The 12486-nt window shown below is 64.5% G+C and carries 18 protein-coding genes and 1 other annotated feature; of the genes, 12 read left to right on the forward strand and 6 right to left on the reverse strand.

Annotated features, from left to right (window positions below):
* Window positions 1-71 precede the first annotated feature (71 nt).
* From ACVDHE_RS04125 to ACVDHE_RS04150, 6 genes are all read left to right on the forward strand, one after another.
* Entirely contained in the window at window positions 72-1034 is a 963-nt protein-coding gene (locus ACVDHE_RS04125) for an ABC transporter permease (RefSeq protein ID WP_213036961.1), read from the forward strand.
* Window positions 1027-1821: an ABC transporter ATP-binding protein gene (locus ACVDHE_RS04130; RefSeq protein WP_213036962.1), complete on the forward strand. Its 795-nt coding sequence runs from the start codon at window positions 1027-1029 to the stop codon at window positions 1819-1821. The genes ACVDHE_RS04125 and ACVDHE_RS04130 overlap by 8 nt, the downstream gene beginning before the upstream one ends.
* 468 nt (window positions 1822-2289) lie before the next feature.
* Window positions 2290-2538 (forward strand) — a binding site (T-box leader).
* A 181-nt stretch (window positions 2539-2719) separates the two neighbouring features.
* Window positions 2720-3733: an ABC transporter substrate-binding protein gene (locus ACVDHE_RS04135; protein ID WP_458885696.1), complete on the forward strand. Its 1014-nt coding sequence runs from the start codon at window positions 2720-2722 to the stop codon at window positions 3731-3733.
* 47 nt (window positions 3734-3780) lie between these two features.
* Complete coding sequence (locus tag ACVDHE_RS04140) at window positions 3781-4647, forward strand: fumarylacetoacetate hydrolase family protein (protein WP_458885697.1); 867 nt, start codon at window positions 3781-3783, stop codon at window positions 4645-4647.
* Window positions 4648-4675: 28 nt separating this feature from the next.
* Complete coding sequence (locus tag ACVDHE_RS04145) at window positions 4676-5623, forward strand: ABC transporter permease (RefSeq protein WP_458885698.1); 948 nt, start codon at window positions 4676-4678, stop codon at window positions 5621-5623.
* Window positions 5616-6389, forward strand: coding sequence for an ABC transporter ATP-binding protein (locus tag ACVDHE_RS04150; protein WP_458885699.1), 774 nt, complete (start codon window positions 5616-5618; stop codon window positions 6387-6389). The genes ACVDHE_RS04145 and ACVDHE_RS04150 overlap by 8 nt, the downstream gene beginning before the upstream one ends.
* Before the next feature lie 56 nt (window positions 6390-6445).
* Here ACVDHE_RS04150 and ilvA read toward each other — a convergent pair whose 3' ends face one another.
* Window positions 6446-7636, reverse strand: coding sequence for a threonine ammonia-lyase (ilvA, locus tag ACVDHE_RS04155; RefSeq protein WP_458885700.1), 1191 nt, complete (start codon window positions 7634-7636; stop codon window positions 6446-6448).
* A 271-nt stretch (window positions 7637-7907) separates the two neighbouring features.
* Here ilvA and ACVDHE_RS04160 point away from each other — a divergent pair, with 271 nt between their 5' ends.
* The 6 genes from ACVDHE_RS04160 to ACVDHE_RS04185 are packed head-to-tail and all read left to right on the forward strand — an operon-like array spanning window position 7908 to window position 10291.
* Entirely contained in the window at window positions 7908-8390 is a 483-nt protein-coding gene (locus ACVDHE_RS04160) for a hypothetical protein (RefSeq protein ID WP_325226074.1), read from the forward strand.
* Window positions 8383-8856, forward strand: a complete 474-nt coding sequence (locus tag ACVDHE_RS04165; RefSeq protein ID WP_458885701.1) for a hypothetical protein — start codon at window positions 8383-8385, stop codon at window positions 8854-8856. The genes ACVDHE_RS04160 and ACVDHE_RS04165 overlap by 8 nt, the downstream gene beginning before the upstream one ends.
* On the forward strand, window positions 8853-9083 hold the full coding sequence (locus tag ACVDHE_RS04170; RefSeq protein ID WP_213036969.1) for a hypothetical protein: 231 nt from the start codon (window positions 8853-8855) through the stop codon (window positions 9081-9083). The genes ACVDHE_RS04165 and ACVDHE_RS04170 overlap by 4 nt, the downstream gene beginning before the upstream one ends.
* Window positions 9084-9099: 16 nt before the next feature.
* Window positions 9100-9393 (forward strand): hypothetical protein, encoded by a 294-nt coding sequence (locus ACVDHE_RS04175; protein ID WP_213036970.1) that lies wholly within the window; start codon window positions 9100-9102, stop codon window positions 9391-9393.
* Complete coding sequence (locus tag ACVDHE_RS04180; protein ID WP_249539203.1) at window positions 9394-9612, forward strand: hypothetical protein; 219 nt, start codon at window positions 9394-9396, stop codon at window positions 9610-9612.
* Window positions 9599-10291, forward strand: coding sequence for a CHAP domain-containing protein (locus ACVDHE_RS04185; protein WP_458885702.1), 693 nt, complete (start codon window positions 9599-9601; stop codon window positions 10289-10291). Before ACVDHE_RS04180 ends, ACVDHE_RS04185 begins: the two co-directional genes overlap by 14 nt.
* Window positions 10292-10335: 44 nt before the next feature.
* On the opposite strand, the gene ACVDHE_RS04190 is transcribed toward ACVDHE_RS04185, so the two are convergent.
* The 5 genes from ACVDHE_RS04190 to ACVDHE_RS04210 are packed head-to-tail and all read right to left on the reverse strand — an operon-like array spanning window position 10336 to window position 12476.
* On the reverse strand, window positions 10336-11043 hold the full coding sequence (locus ACVDHE_RS04190; protein WP_458885703.1) for an MBL fold metallo-hydrolase: 708 nt from the start codon (window positions 11041-11043) through the stop codon (window positions 10336-10338).
* Window positions 11043-11354, reverse strand: coding sequence for a YbjQ family protein (locus tag ACVDHE_RS04195; RefSeq protein WP_213036973.1), 312 nt, complete (start codon window positions 11352-11354; stop codon window positions 11043-11045). The genes ACVDHE_RS04190 and ACVDHE_RS04195 overlap by 1 nt, the downstream gene beginning before the upstream one ends.
* A complete protein-coding gene (locus ACVDHE_RS04200) occupies window positions 11335-11598 on the reverse strand; it encodes a hypothetical protein (protein WP_325226088.1) in 264 nt (87 codons plus the stop codon). The genes ACVDHE_RS04195 and ACVDHE_RS04200 overlap by 20 nt, the downstream gene beginning before the upstream one ends.
* Window positions 11582-11839 carry a hypothetical protein gene (locus ACVDHE_RS04205; protein WP_418724793.1) on the reverse strand — a complete coding sequence of 86 codons (258 nt, stop codon included), beginning with the start codon at window positions 11837-11839 and terminating at the stop codon, window positions 11582-11584. Before ACVDHE_RS04205 ends, ACVDHE_RS04200 begins: the two co-directional genes overlap by 17 nt.
* Window positions 11823-12476 (reverse strand): MerR family transcriptional regulator, encoded by a 654-nt coding sequence (locus tag ACVDHE_RS04210; RefSeq protein WP_325226091.1) that lies wholly within the window; start codon window positions 12474-12476, stop codon window positions 11823-11825. Before ACVDHE_RS04210 ends, ACVDHE_RS04205 begins: the two co-directional genes overlap by 17 nt.
* Between the last annotated feature and the right edge of the window lie 10 nt (window positions 12477-12486).

A 12486-nucleotide genomic window follows, 5' to 3' on the forward strand; every position in this document is an offset into this window, starting at 1 on the left:
GATCTCCTTTTCCGCTGTTTCCCGCTATACGAATAAACCTTACCGACTTTCGACTGGGGGAACGCATCCATATGCTGAATTTTGTCAACGCGCTGCCGGGCGCCGTGTCCCAGGGCCTGATCTGGGGCATTATGGCCATCGGCGTCTACATCACCTACAAGATCCTGGACATTGCAGACCTGACGGTGGACGGCTCCTTCTGCACCGGCGCCGCCGCCTTCGTCATGCTCTACACCACCGGCACCAACCTGTGGCTGGCCATGCTGGTATCCATTCTGGCAGGCATGGCGGCCGGCCTGGTCACAGGACTGCTGCACACCTTCTGCGGCATCCCCGCCATCCTCGCCGGCATTCTGACCCAGCTGGGCCTGTGGTCCATCAATATGGCCATTATGGACATGAAGGCCACGGTGGCCATCAATGTCACACAGGCTGATATGCTGGACGGCCTGCTGGTGTCTCTTCGCTTCGTGCAGGACGCCTCCAACGGCACCCGCCCCTTCTACCGTCACCCCATTCTGGTAGTCGGTCTTTTGACGGTGGTTTTGATCGCCCTGCTGTACTGGTTCTTCGGCACGGAGCTGGGCGCATCCCTGCGGGCCACCGGTTCCAATCAGAACATGGCCCGGGCCCAGGGCATCAGCACTGACTTCACCAAGGTCCTGGGATTGATGATCTCCAACGGCCTGGTGGCCCTGTCCGGCGCCCTGCTGGCCCAGTACAACAGCGCCAGCGAGATCAACATGGGCCGCGGCGCCATCGTCATCGGCCTGGCCGCCGTCATTATCGGCGAGGTGGCCTTCTCCAAGGTCTTCCACAACTTTGCACTGAAGCTGCTGGCGGTGTCCATTGGCGCTATTTTGTATTACATCGTCATTCAGGCGGTGCTGGCCATGGGCCTCAACGCCAACTATCTGAAGCTGCTCTCCGCAGTGGTGGTGGCCGTCTTCCTGTCCATTCCCTATTGGAAGGGCAAGTACATTCACGCCAACGTCCGCACCGGTGTGCAAACGGGAGGAAACGGCCATGCTTGAACTGAAAAACATCTACAAGACCTTCAACGCCGGTACGGTCAATGAAAAGCGGGCCCTGGCGGGGCTGAACCTGACGCTCAATGACGGAGACTTCGTCACCGTCATCGGCGGCAACGGCGCCGGCAAGTCCACCATGCTCAATGCCGTGGCGGGCACCTGGGCCGTGGACGCCGGCCAGATCCTCATCGGCGGCACCGACGTGACCCACCTGCCGGAATTCAAGCGGGCCAAGTTCATCGGCCGGGTGTTTCAGGACCCCATGATGGGCACTGCCCCCACCATGCAGATTGAGGAAAACCTGGCTCTGGCGGCCCGCCGCGGGCAGCGCCGCGGCCTGCGCTGGGGCATCACCAAGACGGAACGGGCCGACTACCGGGAGCTGCTGCGGGACCTGGACCTGGGTCTGGAGGACCGGCTCACCAGCAAGGTGGGCCTTCTCTCCGGCGGCCAGCGCCAGGCGCTGACGCTGCTGATGGCCGCATTGAAGCGGCCGAAGCTGTTGCTGCTGGACGAGCACACCGCCGCCCTGGATCCCAAGACTGCCGCCAAGGTGCTGGAACTCTCCGACCGGATCGTGGAGGAGAACCACCTGACCACCATGATGGTGACCCACAATATGAAGGACGCCATCGCCCACGGCAACCGGCTCATCATGATGTACGAGGGACACATCGTCATCGACGTGTCCGGCGAGGAGAAGAAAAAGCTGACGGTGCCCCAGCTGCTGGAGCTGTTCAGCAAGGTCAGCGGCAGCGACGAAGCCGACGACAAGATGCTGCTGTCCTGACGCCGCTGACCCGGGGCCCCGTACAGCGGGGCGCGCGTCCGCGCGTTAAGCGGTTTTCCGCAGGAAAAGCCTTGGCCCGGAGGGAATTCACTTCCCTCCGGGCTCATTTTTTCAAAACAGTCTCACAGAGTTCGCATCGGGAGGTTCGAATTCAGTAAAATCTGTTTTCGGCCGCGGCATGTACGTGGACGAAAACACCTCTCGCCCCACAAGTGTGGGATTTGTGCGCCAAAGGTGTGCAAATCCTGCGCGCAGTGGGGTGAAACTTTTCAAAAAAGTGGAAAATCCGCTTTTTTGAAAATTCTGATCCGGAGGGAATTCACTTCCCTCCGGGCTTCTTTGATCAAAGGACTCCGTGCGCTCCGGTCCCCCGAGCCAAACAGTTTATTCCTTTACTGCGCTGATGTAATTTGTGGATTTTGCCCCTTGACAAGACAGGCGTCCCCTGCGTATAATGCAGACAATCCAGTGAAACCTGTGAGCAAGAGAAGTACCCGGTCCAGTCCCCTTTCAGAGAGCCGTGGATGGTGGGATCACGGCGGCGGACACTCCGGCGAATGGACTTGCGAGGGCAGAGCGAACGGGGTCCTTTGATCCTCAGTAGCGACTGACGGGACCCGCACCCGTTACCATGGCGGCGCGTATGAAGTACGCGGAGAGAGGGGGCGCCATGCGCCAACTTGGGTGGTACCGCAGGATGCAAGTCTTGTCCCAATGATGGGGCAGGGCTTTTTTGTTTGCCCGTCCCGGACCGCCGCCCCCCGGAAAGGAGTTCTCACCATGAAGAAAGACACGAGACGATGGCGCCTGCGGCGCATCTGAACCCGTGCCGTCCCGGTATGACGGGACCGCACATCAACGATCGGCCATATATGAAAATTGATAAGGAGAATTGACCATGAAACCGTTCAAGAAGTTTTTCGCGGCCCTGCTGGCCCTGACCATGACCCTGTCCCTGGCCGCCTGCGGCGGCGCCAGTGACGACACCGCCGCCGAGGGCGACGGCTCCGGCGAGGGCGAAGCCACGATGTACAAGATCGGCATTTCCCAGTACGGCGAGCACGGCTCCCTGGACAACTGCCGGGAGGGCTTCCTCCAGGGTCTGGAGCAGGCGGGCCTGGTGGAGGGCACCGATTTTGAGATCCACTATGAGAACGCCGGATTTGACGACTCCATCGCCACCCAGATCGGCCAGACCTTCTCCGCCGAGGGCGTGGACCTGATGGTGGGCATCGCCACCCCCTCCGCCGTGGCCTGCTACGCCGCCGCCGAGGACAAAAACATCCCCGTGATCTTCACCGCCATCACCGACCCCGTGGGCGCCCACCTGGACGCCGGCAACATCACCGGCACCTCCGACGTGCTGCCGGTGGCCGGCCAGCTGGAGCTGATCCGGGAGCTGCAGCCCCACGCCAAGACCATCGGCATCGTCTATATGACCAGCGAGGCCAACTCCGTGTACTCCATCGGCGTGTATGAGGAACTGGCCGCCGACTACGGCTTTGCCATCGAGTCCGTGGGCGTCACCGCCCAGTCCGAGGTCACCCAGGCGGTGGACACTCTGATCTCCCGTGGCGTGGACTGCCTGTCCAACCTGACCGACAACACCGTGGTGGGCGTGCTGCCCGCCATCCTGGAAAAGACCAACGAGGCCGGCATCCCCGTCTACGGCTCCGAGGTGGAGCAGGTGAAGCTGGGGTGCGTGGCCGGCGCGGGCCTGGACTATGTGAAGCTGGGCATCCAGACGGGCCTCATGGCCGCCAAGGTCCTCACCGGCGAGGCCACCTGCGAGGACCTGCCCTATGAGATCATCGAGGACTACGACCTGTATATCAACAGCGAGGCCCTGGACGCCATGGGCATCGCCGTGCCCGAGGAGCTGGCCCAGACGGCGGTGGAGGCCGCGGCCTGAGCCCGCTCCCGGAAACTGGATGATTCATTTTTAAGGAGGCTCTTATCATGAAGCTGCTGACCTGCCGTCTGGACGGCAAGGAGATCGTGGGCGCCCTGTCCGCGGACGGAACATCCCTCCTGCCCCTGCCCTATGCGGACATGAACACCCTGATCGAAACCGCCTCCCTCTCCGACCTGCGCTCCGCCGCCGACGCGGCGGAGCGCGGCGGCGCGTCTGTGCCGCTGGAGCGGGCGGAGCTGCTCGCTCCCATCCCCCGGCCCCGGCAGGATATCATCTGCCTGGGCATGAACTACCGGGACCATCTGGAGGAGGCCGCCCGCTACGACGCCGGCGCCTTTGAAAAGCAGAAGCCCGTGGCGGTGTACTTCTCCAAGCGGGTGACGGAGGCCGTGGCCCCCGGCGGCGACATCCCCCGCCACGCGGGACTGGTGGAGCGGCTGGACTACGAGAGCGAGCTGGCGGTGATCCTGGGCAAAACCGCCCGGAACGTGAAGGCCGGCGAGGCCGCCGACTATATCTTCGGCTACACCATCGTCAACGACGTCTCCGCCCGGGACCTGCAGACCGGCCACAAGCAGTGGTACTTCGGCAAGGGTCTGGACGGCTTCACCCCTATGGGGCCCTGGATCGTCACCGCCGACGAGATCCCCTTCCCCCCGGCGCTGGACATCTCCTCCACGGTCAACGGCGAGGTCCGGCAAAAGTCCAACACGTCCCTGTTCCTCACCCCCATCCAGGACGTGCTGGAGGAGCTGAGCGCCGGCATGACGCTGCTGCCGGCCACCATCATCGCCACCGGCACCCCTGCCGGCGTGGGCATGGGCTTCGACCCGCCCAGGTTCCTGGAGGCGGGAGACGTGGTGGAGTGCGCCGTCTCCGGCATCGGCTCCATCCGCAACACCGTCCGCTGAGGCGGACAAACCGAGGAGGCACACTTCCATGAACATCGCGGACCTCTTGGCAGGCGCCCTGATCCAGGGCCTGATCTACACCCTGGTGTCCTTCGGCGTCTACATCACCTACTCCATTCTGGACTTCCCCGACCTGGGCGTGGACGGCACCTTCCCCCTTGGGGCCGCCGTCACCGCCGTGCTGCTGACAAAGGGCGTGGACCCCTATCTGACGCTGCCCCTGGCCATGGCGGCCGGAGCTCTGGCGGGCCTGGTCACGGGCCTCATCCATGTACGGCTGCGGGTGCGCAACCTCCTGGCCGGCATCATCACCATGACGGCCCTGTTCTCCATCAACCTCCAGATCGCCGGGTCCAACCTGACGGTGGAGCGGGCGGTGGACACCATCTTCTCCGCCGGGCCCACCATGGCGCTGCTGGGCGGACTGACCCTGACGGGGCGGAAGCTGGTGGTGTCCGCAGTGCTGGTGCTGGTGGTGAAAATCGCCCTGGACCTGTATTTCAAGACCAAGTCCGGCCTGCTGCTGCGGGCCGTGGGCGACAACGCCTCCCTGGTCACCGCCCTGGCCAAGGACCGGGGCCGGGTGAAGATCCTGGGCCTGGTGATCGCCAACGCCCTGGTGGCTCTGGGCGGGTGCGTGGTGTGCCACGAGCTGCGGAGCTTCTCCTCCACCATGGGCACCGGCCAGCTGGTGTACGGCCTGGCGGCCGTCATCATCGGCATCTCCCTCTTCCGCTTCTACGAGCACTCCCCCCTGGCCCGGGCCCTGCGCAAACATAAGGGCCTGCGGTGGCTGGGCGCCCCCACAGGGACCACGGCGGTCATCCTGGGCAGCGTGCTCTACAAGCTGTGCATCCAGACGGCCCTGAGCCTCAGCTGGTTCCCGGCCAATATGATGAAATTCGTCACCGCCGTGCTGTTTTTGCTGGTGCTGGTCGTTTCCGGCCGGAAGGGAGAGGAGATCATCCATGCTTGAACTGCGTGACATCACCAAGATCTACAACCCCGGCACCGTCACGGAGCAGACGCTGTTCGACCGCTTCTCTCTGACGGTGGAGGACGGCCAGTTCGTCTCCATCGTGGGCAGCAACGGCAGCGGCAAGACCTCCCTGCTGAACATCATCTGCGGGTCCATCGGCATCGAGGGCGGCGACGTCCTCATGGACGGCAAAAGCATCTCCAAGCTGAAGGACTACCAGCGCTACGCCTCCATGGGCCGGGTGTATCAGGACCCCTCCGCCGGCACCTGCCCCAACCTGACGGTGCTGGAGAACCTGTCCCTGGCGGACAACAAGGGAAAGCCCTTCGGTCTGGGCCGGGGCGTCAACCGCCGCCGGGTGGCGGACTACCGGGACCAGCTGGCCTCCCTGGGCCTGGGGCTGGAGGATAAGCTGGACGTGCGCATGGGCGCCCTCTCCGGCGGCCAGCGGCAGGCGGTGGCGCTGCTGATGGCCACTATGACCCCCCTGCGCTTTCTGATTCTGGACGAACACACCGCCGCCCTGGACCCCAAGACCGCCGAGGTCATCATGGCCCTCACAGACAAGGTGGTGCGGGATAAGCAGCTGACCGCCATGATGGTGACCCACAATCTCCGCTACGCCGCGGAGTACGGCGACCGCATCCTCATGATGCGCCAGGGCCAGGTGGTCCTGGACCGGGCCGGGGCCGACAAGGCCGCCACCTCCATGGACGACCTGCTTGCCATGTTCAACAAGATCTCCCTGGAGACAGGCAACTGAAAACACGCAAAAACCGGGCGGACGCCGATGGCGTCCGCCCGGTTTTCGTTTTCCTTTCAGTCGTCCAGATGATAGCCCATAGCCGTCAGCTGCTGGCGGATCTTCTCCACATGGGCGGCGTCCCGGGTCTCCAGGACCATGGACACCATGCAGGCGCCCACGTCGGAGTGCTGGTCCTCCCGGGAGTGGTCGATGCTGAGGATGTTGGCGCCGCTGTCGGCCACCACCTTCAAAAGCTGCAGGAGGCTGCCCGGCTTGTCCACCACCTTGGTGGTGATCTCCGCGATGCGCCCGGCCTTGGAAAGGCCCTTGGTGATGATCCGGGACAGCGTGGTCACATCCACATTGCCGCCGGAGACCAGGCACACGGTCTTGCGGCTGGAGGTATCCACCTTGCCGAACATCACCGCCGCCACGCTGGTGGCGCCGGCGCCCTCGGCCACGGTCTTCTGCACCTCCATCAACGCCAGGATGGCGGAGGCGATCTCGTCCTCGCTGACGGTGACGATCTCATCCACATACTGCTGGCACAGGGCGAAGGTCAGATCGCCGGGCTTCTTCACGGCGATGCCGTCGGCGATGGTGGACACGCTGCGCAGCTCCGTGGGGCCGCCGGCGTGGCGGGAGAGATACATGGAGGCGGCCCCCGCCGCCTGGACGCCCACGATCCTGCAGTCGGGTCTGAGGCTCTTGACCGCAAAGGCAATGCCGCTGATGAGCCCGCCGCCGCCGATGGGCACCACGATCTGCTCCACCTCCGGCAGCTGCTCCAGGATCTCCAGGCCGATGGTGCCCTGGCCGGCGATGACCAGGGGGTCGTTGAAGGGATGGGCGAAGGTGTAGCCCTCCTCCCGGACCATCCGCTCTGCCTCCGCCGCCGCGTCGTCGTAGACGCCGGGCACCAGCACCACCTCGGCGCCGTAGTTCCGGGTGGCCTCCACTTTGCTGATGGGCGCCCCGGCGGGCATGCAAATCACGGACTTGATGCCCAGCCGGGTGGCCGATAGGGCGATGCCCTGGGCATGGTTGCCCGCGGAGCAGGCCACCACGCCCCGCGCCGCCTCCTCCGGGATCAGGGAGCGGATCTTGTTGTAGGCGCCCCGCAGCTTGAACGCGCCGGTCAGCTGCAAATTCTCCGCCTTGATGTAAATGTTCTCGCCCAGCCGCGGGGCCGGATCCAGAGGTGTGCGCCTGGCGATGCCCCGCAGGGCCTCCTGGGCCTCCCGCACCATATCCAATGTCAGCATGGGTCCCCCTCCTCTTGTCTCGTTTTCGCTTTGATTATATGCCCGCCCTCGGGGGATTACAATGGACGAATCCTCCAAATGTTTTTCAATCAAATACATAAAATTTACAATATGTCTTTATATTGAGGACATATTGTTTTCTCATACAGGCAGGCGGCCGCCGAAGAAAAAGTTGCACGGTTTCGTGCAACTTTTTCCTGTTTTCCGCCCAGTTTGTCCCCGGTCCGTTTTTCCCCCCTCTCCGGGGACAATTTAAAAGGAGGCGAGAGCATTGAGCAACTTTGGCGAGATCTGGCGGATCGATGGCGTCACCGCCGCCTATATCACGCGGGGCCCGGTCAACGGTCAGTACCGGGTGCTGTTCGAACGGAGTCTGGCAGAGCTGGCGGACATCGAGGCCATCCGCTGGGAACATCCCACCGTGGAGCTGCTGCGCACGGACATCACGGGCGTTCTGGGCCTGCCGGAGGGCTACGGCTTCACCGTAGTAGACATCACCTACGATCATGGCAGCAAGAGTTACACTGTGACGGTGCAGGTGGCGTCCCAGTACCTGGGCGACGTGACCGGCTATGAGGCCCAGGTGGCGGCGTTGGAGGAGCAGGTGGCGGACGCCCAGGCCCAGGCGGCCCAAAAGGATGAGACCATTGCGGCCCAGGCGCAGCAGATCGAGGCGCTGAAGGCCGACAGCGGCACCGCCGTGGTGGAATCTCTGGAGCAGGCCTATGAGGAAGGAGTGGAGAGCAATGGCTGAGATCGTGACCATGGCCCGTGAGGAACTGCGGACCCGGGGCGCCGCCGACGCCGCGGCTCTGGCTGCCAGGGCCGTTTCCGGCGATGCCGACGGCACTGCCCTGATCGCCGGAGAGAACCAGGTCCCCACTTGGCGCCAGCGGGACTACTCCGCCGTGGCGGTGGGCACCCCCTATAAGTGGCAGGGGCAGGTGTACAAGCTGTGGCAGCAGCATGACGCCACAGACCAGCCCGACTGGACCCCGGACCAGGCGGTGAGCCTCTGGGACATCTGCCACACAACCGACCCTGCCGCCGCAAAGCCCTATCAGGCCCCCCAGGGCAGCCGGGGTCTGTACCAGACCGGCGAATGCTGTCTGTACGGCGGCCATGTATGGAAGTCCAAAATCGACAGCAACTCCTGGGCCCCCGACGCCTACCCAACGGGCTGGGAGGACCTGGGCGCACCGGAGGCATCGGAGGCATGACAGAAAGTCTGCTGACCGCCCTAGTCACCGGCGCCCTGACGCTGCTGGGCGTCATCATTTCCAACAACAAGCACCAGGCGGTGGCGGATGCCAGGATGGAGGAGCTGACCCGGGAGGTGCGGGAGCACAACAACTTTGCCCGGCGGCTGCCGGTGGTGGAGGAGCAGATCAAGGTCATCAACCATCGGATCGGCGATCTGGAGGACTTCCACCGCCCCGTTCCCTGAGAAAGGGGGGCGGGCCATGGGAGGAAAGCGGCTGGAGCGGCCGGCGGGGCAGCGGTGGACCGCCTCCAAGCTGATCGCTCTGGGGCTGCTGGCGGTGGATGCCAGCGCCACATATATTGTACTGTATCTCTGCTGGCTGTCGATCCGGTGCCAGTTCACCGGGAGCCTGCCCTATCTCACCGCCCTGATCGGCGCCCTCCAGGCGGCCGCGGCGGTGGTTCTGGGGGCCTATTTCAGCAAATCAAAAGCAGAGAACACCAGAGGCGGCATCGTCTATGACGCCGCCCTGAACCAGGAAGGAGACCTTTGATTGCAGAGAACCATTTATAAACGGCTGGCCGCGCTGCTGTCGGTGAAATCCCTGGTGACGCTGACCCTCACCGGGATCTTTGCCTGGATGGCGGTGGCCGGCACCATCAGCCAGGACTTCATGACCATCTACGCGGTGATCATCGCCTTCTACTTCGGCACCCAGAGCCAGAAGATCCAGGACGCGGTGGATTGGACGGCGGACGATGGCCAGCTGTAAGGATGTGCTGGAACTGGCCCGGGGGGAGATCGGCTACTGCGAGTCCCCCGCCGGGTCCAACAAGACGAAATACGGCATCTGGTTCGGACTCAACGGCCAGCCCTGGTGCATGATGTTTCTCCAGTGGCTGTTCCACCAGGCGGACGCTGCGGCGTTGCTGCCGGTCAAAACCGCCTCCTGCGGGACGATGATGCGGGCGGCCCAGGCCGCGGGGCTGTGGGTCACCGGCGGTTACCGCCCCGGAGATCTGGTGATCTACGATTTCCCCGGCGGCGCTGCCACGGACCACTGCGGCATCGTGGAGACCGCGGAGGCAGAGACACTCACCGCCATCGAGGGCAACACCGCCGAGGGCAACGACGCAAACGGCGGCATGGTCATGCGGCGGAGCCGGTCCCTGCGGCTGGTGGCAGGGGCTGTCCGTCCCCGATACGAGGAAGAGGAGGAGGAAACCGTGGTTCGATATGCCCATCTCAGCGACATTCCGGCCAAGTTCCGGCCGGTGATCGAGGCGCTGATGAACGCCGGCGTCATCCAGGGCGACGGCAGCGACCCCGCCGGCAACGGCGACGTCATCGACCTGAGCCACGACCAGGTGCGGCTGCTGGTGTTCGCCTACCGGGGCGGCGCCTTTGACGCCCGGCTCAAGGCCGCCGGACTGGAGCCGGCGGTGAAATAAGCCAAAGCACCCCTGACGCAGCTGCGTCAGGGGTGCTTTTTCCGTCACAGGGAAATAACCTGGCCCGGTCCCGTGACCGGCATGGTCCGGTCCGCAAACTGCGGATACCGGGCCAGGAAGGCGGCGGTGAAGCCGTAGTCGTCCCACTGGTGCATGGGGAGCATCCGGCGGATGTCCGCCAGGTCCAGGAAGTACCTGGGACCCCGGAAGCCGTCCTCCCCCAGCCGGGGATCCAGGGGCAGCATGGCAAGGTCGATCCGCCGCCCCCGAAGGGGCTCGGCGTACCGCCGGAAATCCGCCTCCATGTTCCGGTTCCAGGCGGGGTCCTCCCCCTCCCAGTGCCACCAGTTCAGGTCCCCGGCGTGAAAGACGGTCTGTCCCTCCGCAGTCACCAGAAAGGCCACGCCCTCGTCGGTGGAGGGCAGGGTCTCCACGCTGACGCCGGGGAAGATCTCCGCCGTCTCGCCGCCGGAGAGGACGCGGCACCGCCCTGCGGCGGCCGCGTCCAGGCCCCAGCGGCTCCGGTTCCGGTCCGTCAGGCGGATGCCCTTGCCCAGGAGGAAACGGGTGTCCGGCCCGTCCAGAGAGAAGATCCGGGGATCGAAGTGGTCCGGATGGCGGTGGCTGGCAAAGACCGCCAGGGGCTTTCCCGCCGGCAGGGCCGGCAGCTCCCCCTTCCACCAGTCAAAGAGCAATCTCACGCCCTCCAGCTCCGCCAGAAAGCCGCTGTGGCCCAGATAAGTGACGCGCATCACCGGTACTTGACCGCCGTGCCGTAGGCGATGACCTCCGCCGCGCCCTGCATGACGGAGGAGGAGCCGTAGCGGATGTTGATAACGGCGTCGGCGCCCAGGGCCTCCGCCTCGTCCACCATCCGCTTGACGGCGATCTGACGGGCCTCGTTGAGCATCTCCGTGTAGCCGGTGATCTCGCCGCCCACCAGAGTCTTCATGCCCGCCATGAAGTCCTTGCCGAAGTTCTTGGACTGGACCACGGTGCCCTTCACCAGACCCAAAACCTCGAATTCCTTTCCGGGAATGTAATCAATATTGACCAGCAGCATCTAATTCTCCTCCTTCAATTTCCTTGAACCTCTGCCGAAGCGCCGCCAGGGCGATCGGCACGGGAATCACGCATAATACGGCCAGGGCCGCAAACAGATAAATGAGCCACCGGGGCAGGTCCGGGATCCAGCACAGAGCCGCGAACCCCGCCACGCAGGCCGCCTGGAGCACGGCGAACAGCACCACGCCCCGGACCGCCTCCCGCTTTCGGCGGGCCTGCTTCGCTTCAATACTTTCGGGCATTCTCTTCCTCCCCCTTCCGGATCTCCCGCAGCCGCTGGAACATGGCCGCGAACACGCCGATCACCACCGCCGCGCCGAAGAGGCCGTAGACGATCATGATGCCCACGGCGGCGGGGACCGGTCCCTCCTCCAGCATGACCCACAGCAGCGAGCCGATGAACAGCACCACAACCAAAGCCGTGCCCGCGGCGGCAATCACCGCCCCCAGGGCGCCCCGGCGCCGGTCAGTATTTCCGCGCATCGTCGATCTCCCCTTTCTCGATCTCCTGGACCCGCTGGATCAGGGCCAGCAGCACCCCCAGAATGACGATCCCGGGAATCGCCACCAGCACCACTACCAGGGGCAGCGGCGGGGCCTGGTCGGCATCGGTGGTAAAGCCCCAGATCATCAGGGCCATCAAGCTGGCCATAAAGGCCACCATGATGACCGTCACCACCGCCGGAGCCACGTAGCGCAGCCGCCGGGCGTCGCCGGTCTGCCGGTTGAGGAAAGTGGCGCCCTGGTGCTCCAAAGCCTCCATCTCCGACAGCAGCGCCTGGGCGTCCAGGGCGGCGAGAGGCTCCTCCCGGTCTTTCAGACGGCGGCACAGGGCCATGGACTGCTCCAGGTTCTTCTGCTCACGCTCCAGCGTCACCAGATGGCGGCGCATCCCGTCTCCCACGGTGTGGGTACCGGAGAGCATCTGCCGGATCTCCTCCAGAGGCAGTCCCAGCTTGCGCAGCAGCTTGATCCGCCGCAGGACCTCCACCTCCGTCTCGCCGTAGTCCCGGTAGCCGTTTTCACTGTTGCGCCGGGGCGCCAGCAAACCCTCGGCCTCGTAGAAGCGGATGTTCTTCTTGGTGATGCCCACCAGGGCCTCCACCTCATTAATTTTCAAGGGCTCTCGC

This window comes from Dysosmobacter sp. Phy, from assembly GCF_054476235.1.

What these genes read in the sequence shown, in the direction of transcription:
- ACVDHE_RS04125 (WP_213036961.1), top strand. Translation starts at nt 72, where the DNA reads ATGCTGAATTTTGTCAACGCGCTGCCGGGCGCCGTGTCCCAGGGCCTG.
- ACVDHE_RS04130 (WP_213036962.1), top strand. Translation starts at nt 1,027, where the DNA reads ATGCTTGAACTGAAAAACATCTACAAGACCTTCAACGCCGGTACGGTC.
- ACVDHE_RS04135 (WP_458885696.1), top strand. Translation starts at nt 2,720, where the DNA reads ATGAAACCGTTCAAGAAGTTTTTCGCGGCCCTGCTGGCCCTGACCATG.
- ACVDHE_RS04140 (WP_458885697.1), top strand. Translation starts at nt 3,781, where the DNA reads ATGAAGCTGCTGACCTGCCGTCTGGACGGCAAGGAGATCGTGGGCGCC.
- ACVDHE_RS04145 (WP_458885698.1), top strand. Translation starts at nt 4,676, where the DNA reads ATGAACATCGCGGACCTCTTGGCAGGCGCCCTGATCCAGGGCCTGATC.
- ACVDHE_RS04150 (WP_458885699.1), top strand. Translation starts at nt 5,616, where the DNA reads ATGCTTGAACTGCGTGACATCACCAAGATCTACAACCCCGGCACCGTC.
- ilvA (WP_458885700.1), bottom strand. Translation starts at nt 7,636, where the DNA reads ATGCTGACATTGGATATGGTGCGGGAGGCCCAGGAGGCCCTGCGGGGC.
- ACVDHE_RS04165 (WP_458885701.1), top strand. Translation starts at nt 8,383, where the DNA reads ATGGCTGAGATCGTGACCATGGCCCGTGAGGAACTGCGGACCCGGGGC.
- ACVDHE_RS04170 (WP_213036969.1), top strand. Translation starts at nt 8,853, where the DNA reads ATGACAGAAAGTCTGCTGACCGCCCTAGTCACCGGCGCCCTGACGCTG.
- ACVDHE_RS04175 (WP_213036970.1), top strand. Translation starts at nt 9,100, where the DNA reads ATGGGAGGAAAGCGGCTGGAGCGGCCGGCGGGGCAGCGGTGGACCGCC.
- ACVDHE_RS04185 (WP_458885702.1), top strand. Translation starts at nt 9,599, where the DNA reads ATGGCCAGCTGTAAGGATGTGCTGGAACTGGCCCGGGGGGAGATCGGC.
- ACVDHE_RS04190 (WP_458885703.1), bottom strand. Translation starts at nt 11,043, where the DNA reads ATGCGCGTCACTTATCTGGGCCACAGCGGCTTTCTGGCGGAGCTGGAG.
- ACVDHE_RS04195 (WP_213036973.1), bottom strand. Translation starts at nt 11,354, where the DNA reads ATGCTGCTGGTCAATATTGATTACATTCCCGGAAAGGAATTCGAGGTT.
- ACVDHE_RS04200 (WP_325226088.1), bottom strand. Translation starts at nt 11,598, where the DNA reads ATGCCCGAAAGTATTGAAGCGAAGCAGGCCCGCCGAAAGCGGGAGGCG.
- ACVDHE_RS04205 (WP_418724793.1), bottom strand. Translation starts at nt 11,839, where the DNA reads ATGCGCGGAAATACTGACCGGCGCCGGGGCGCCCTGGGGGCGGTGATT.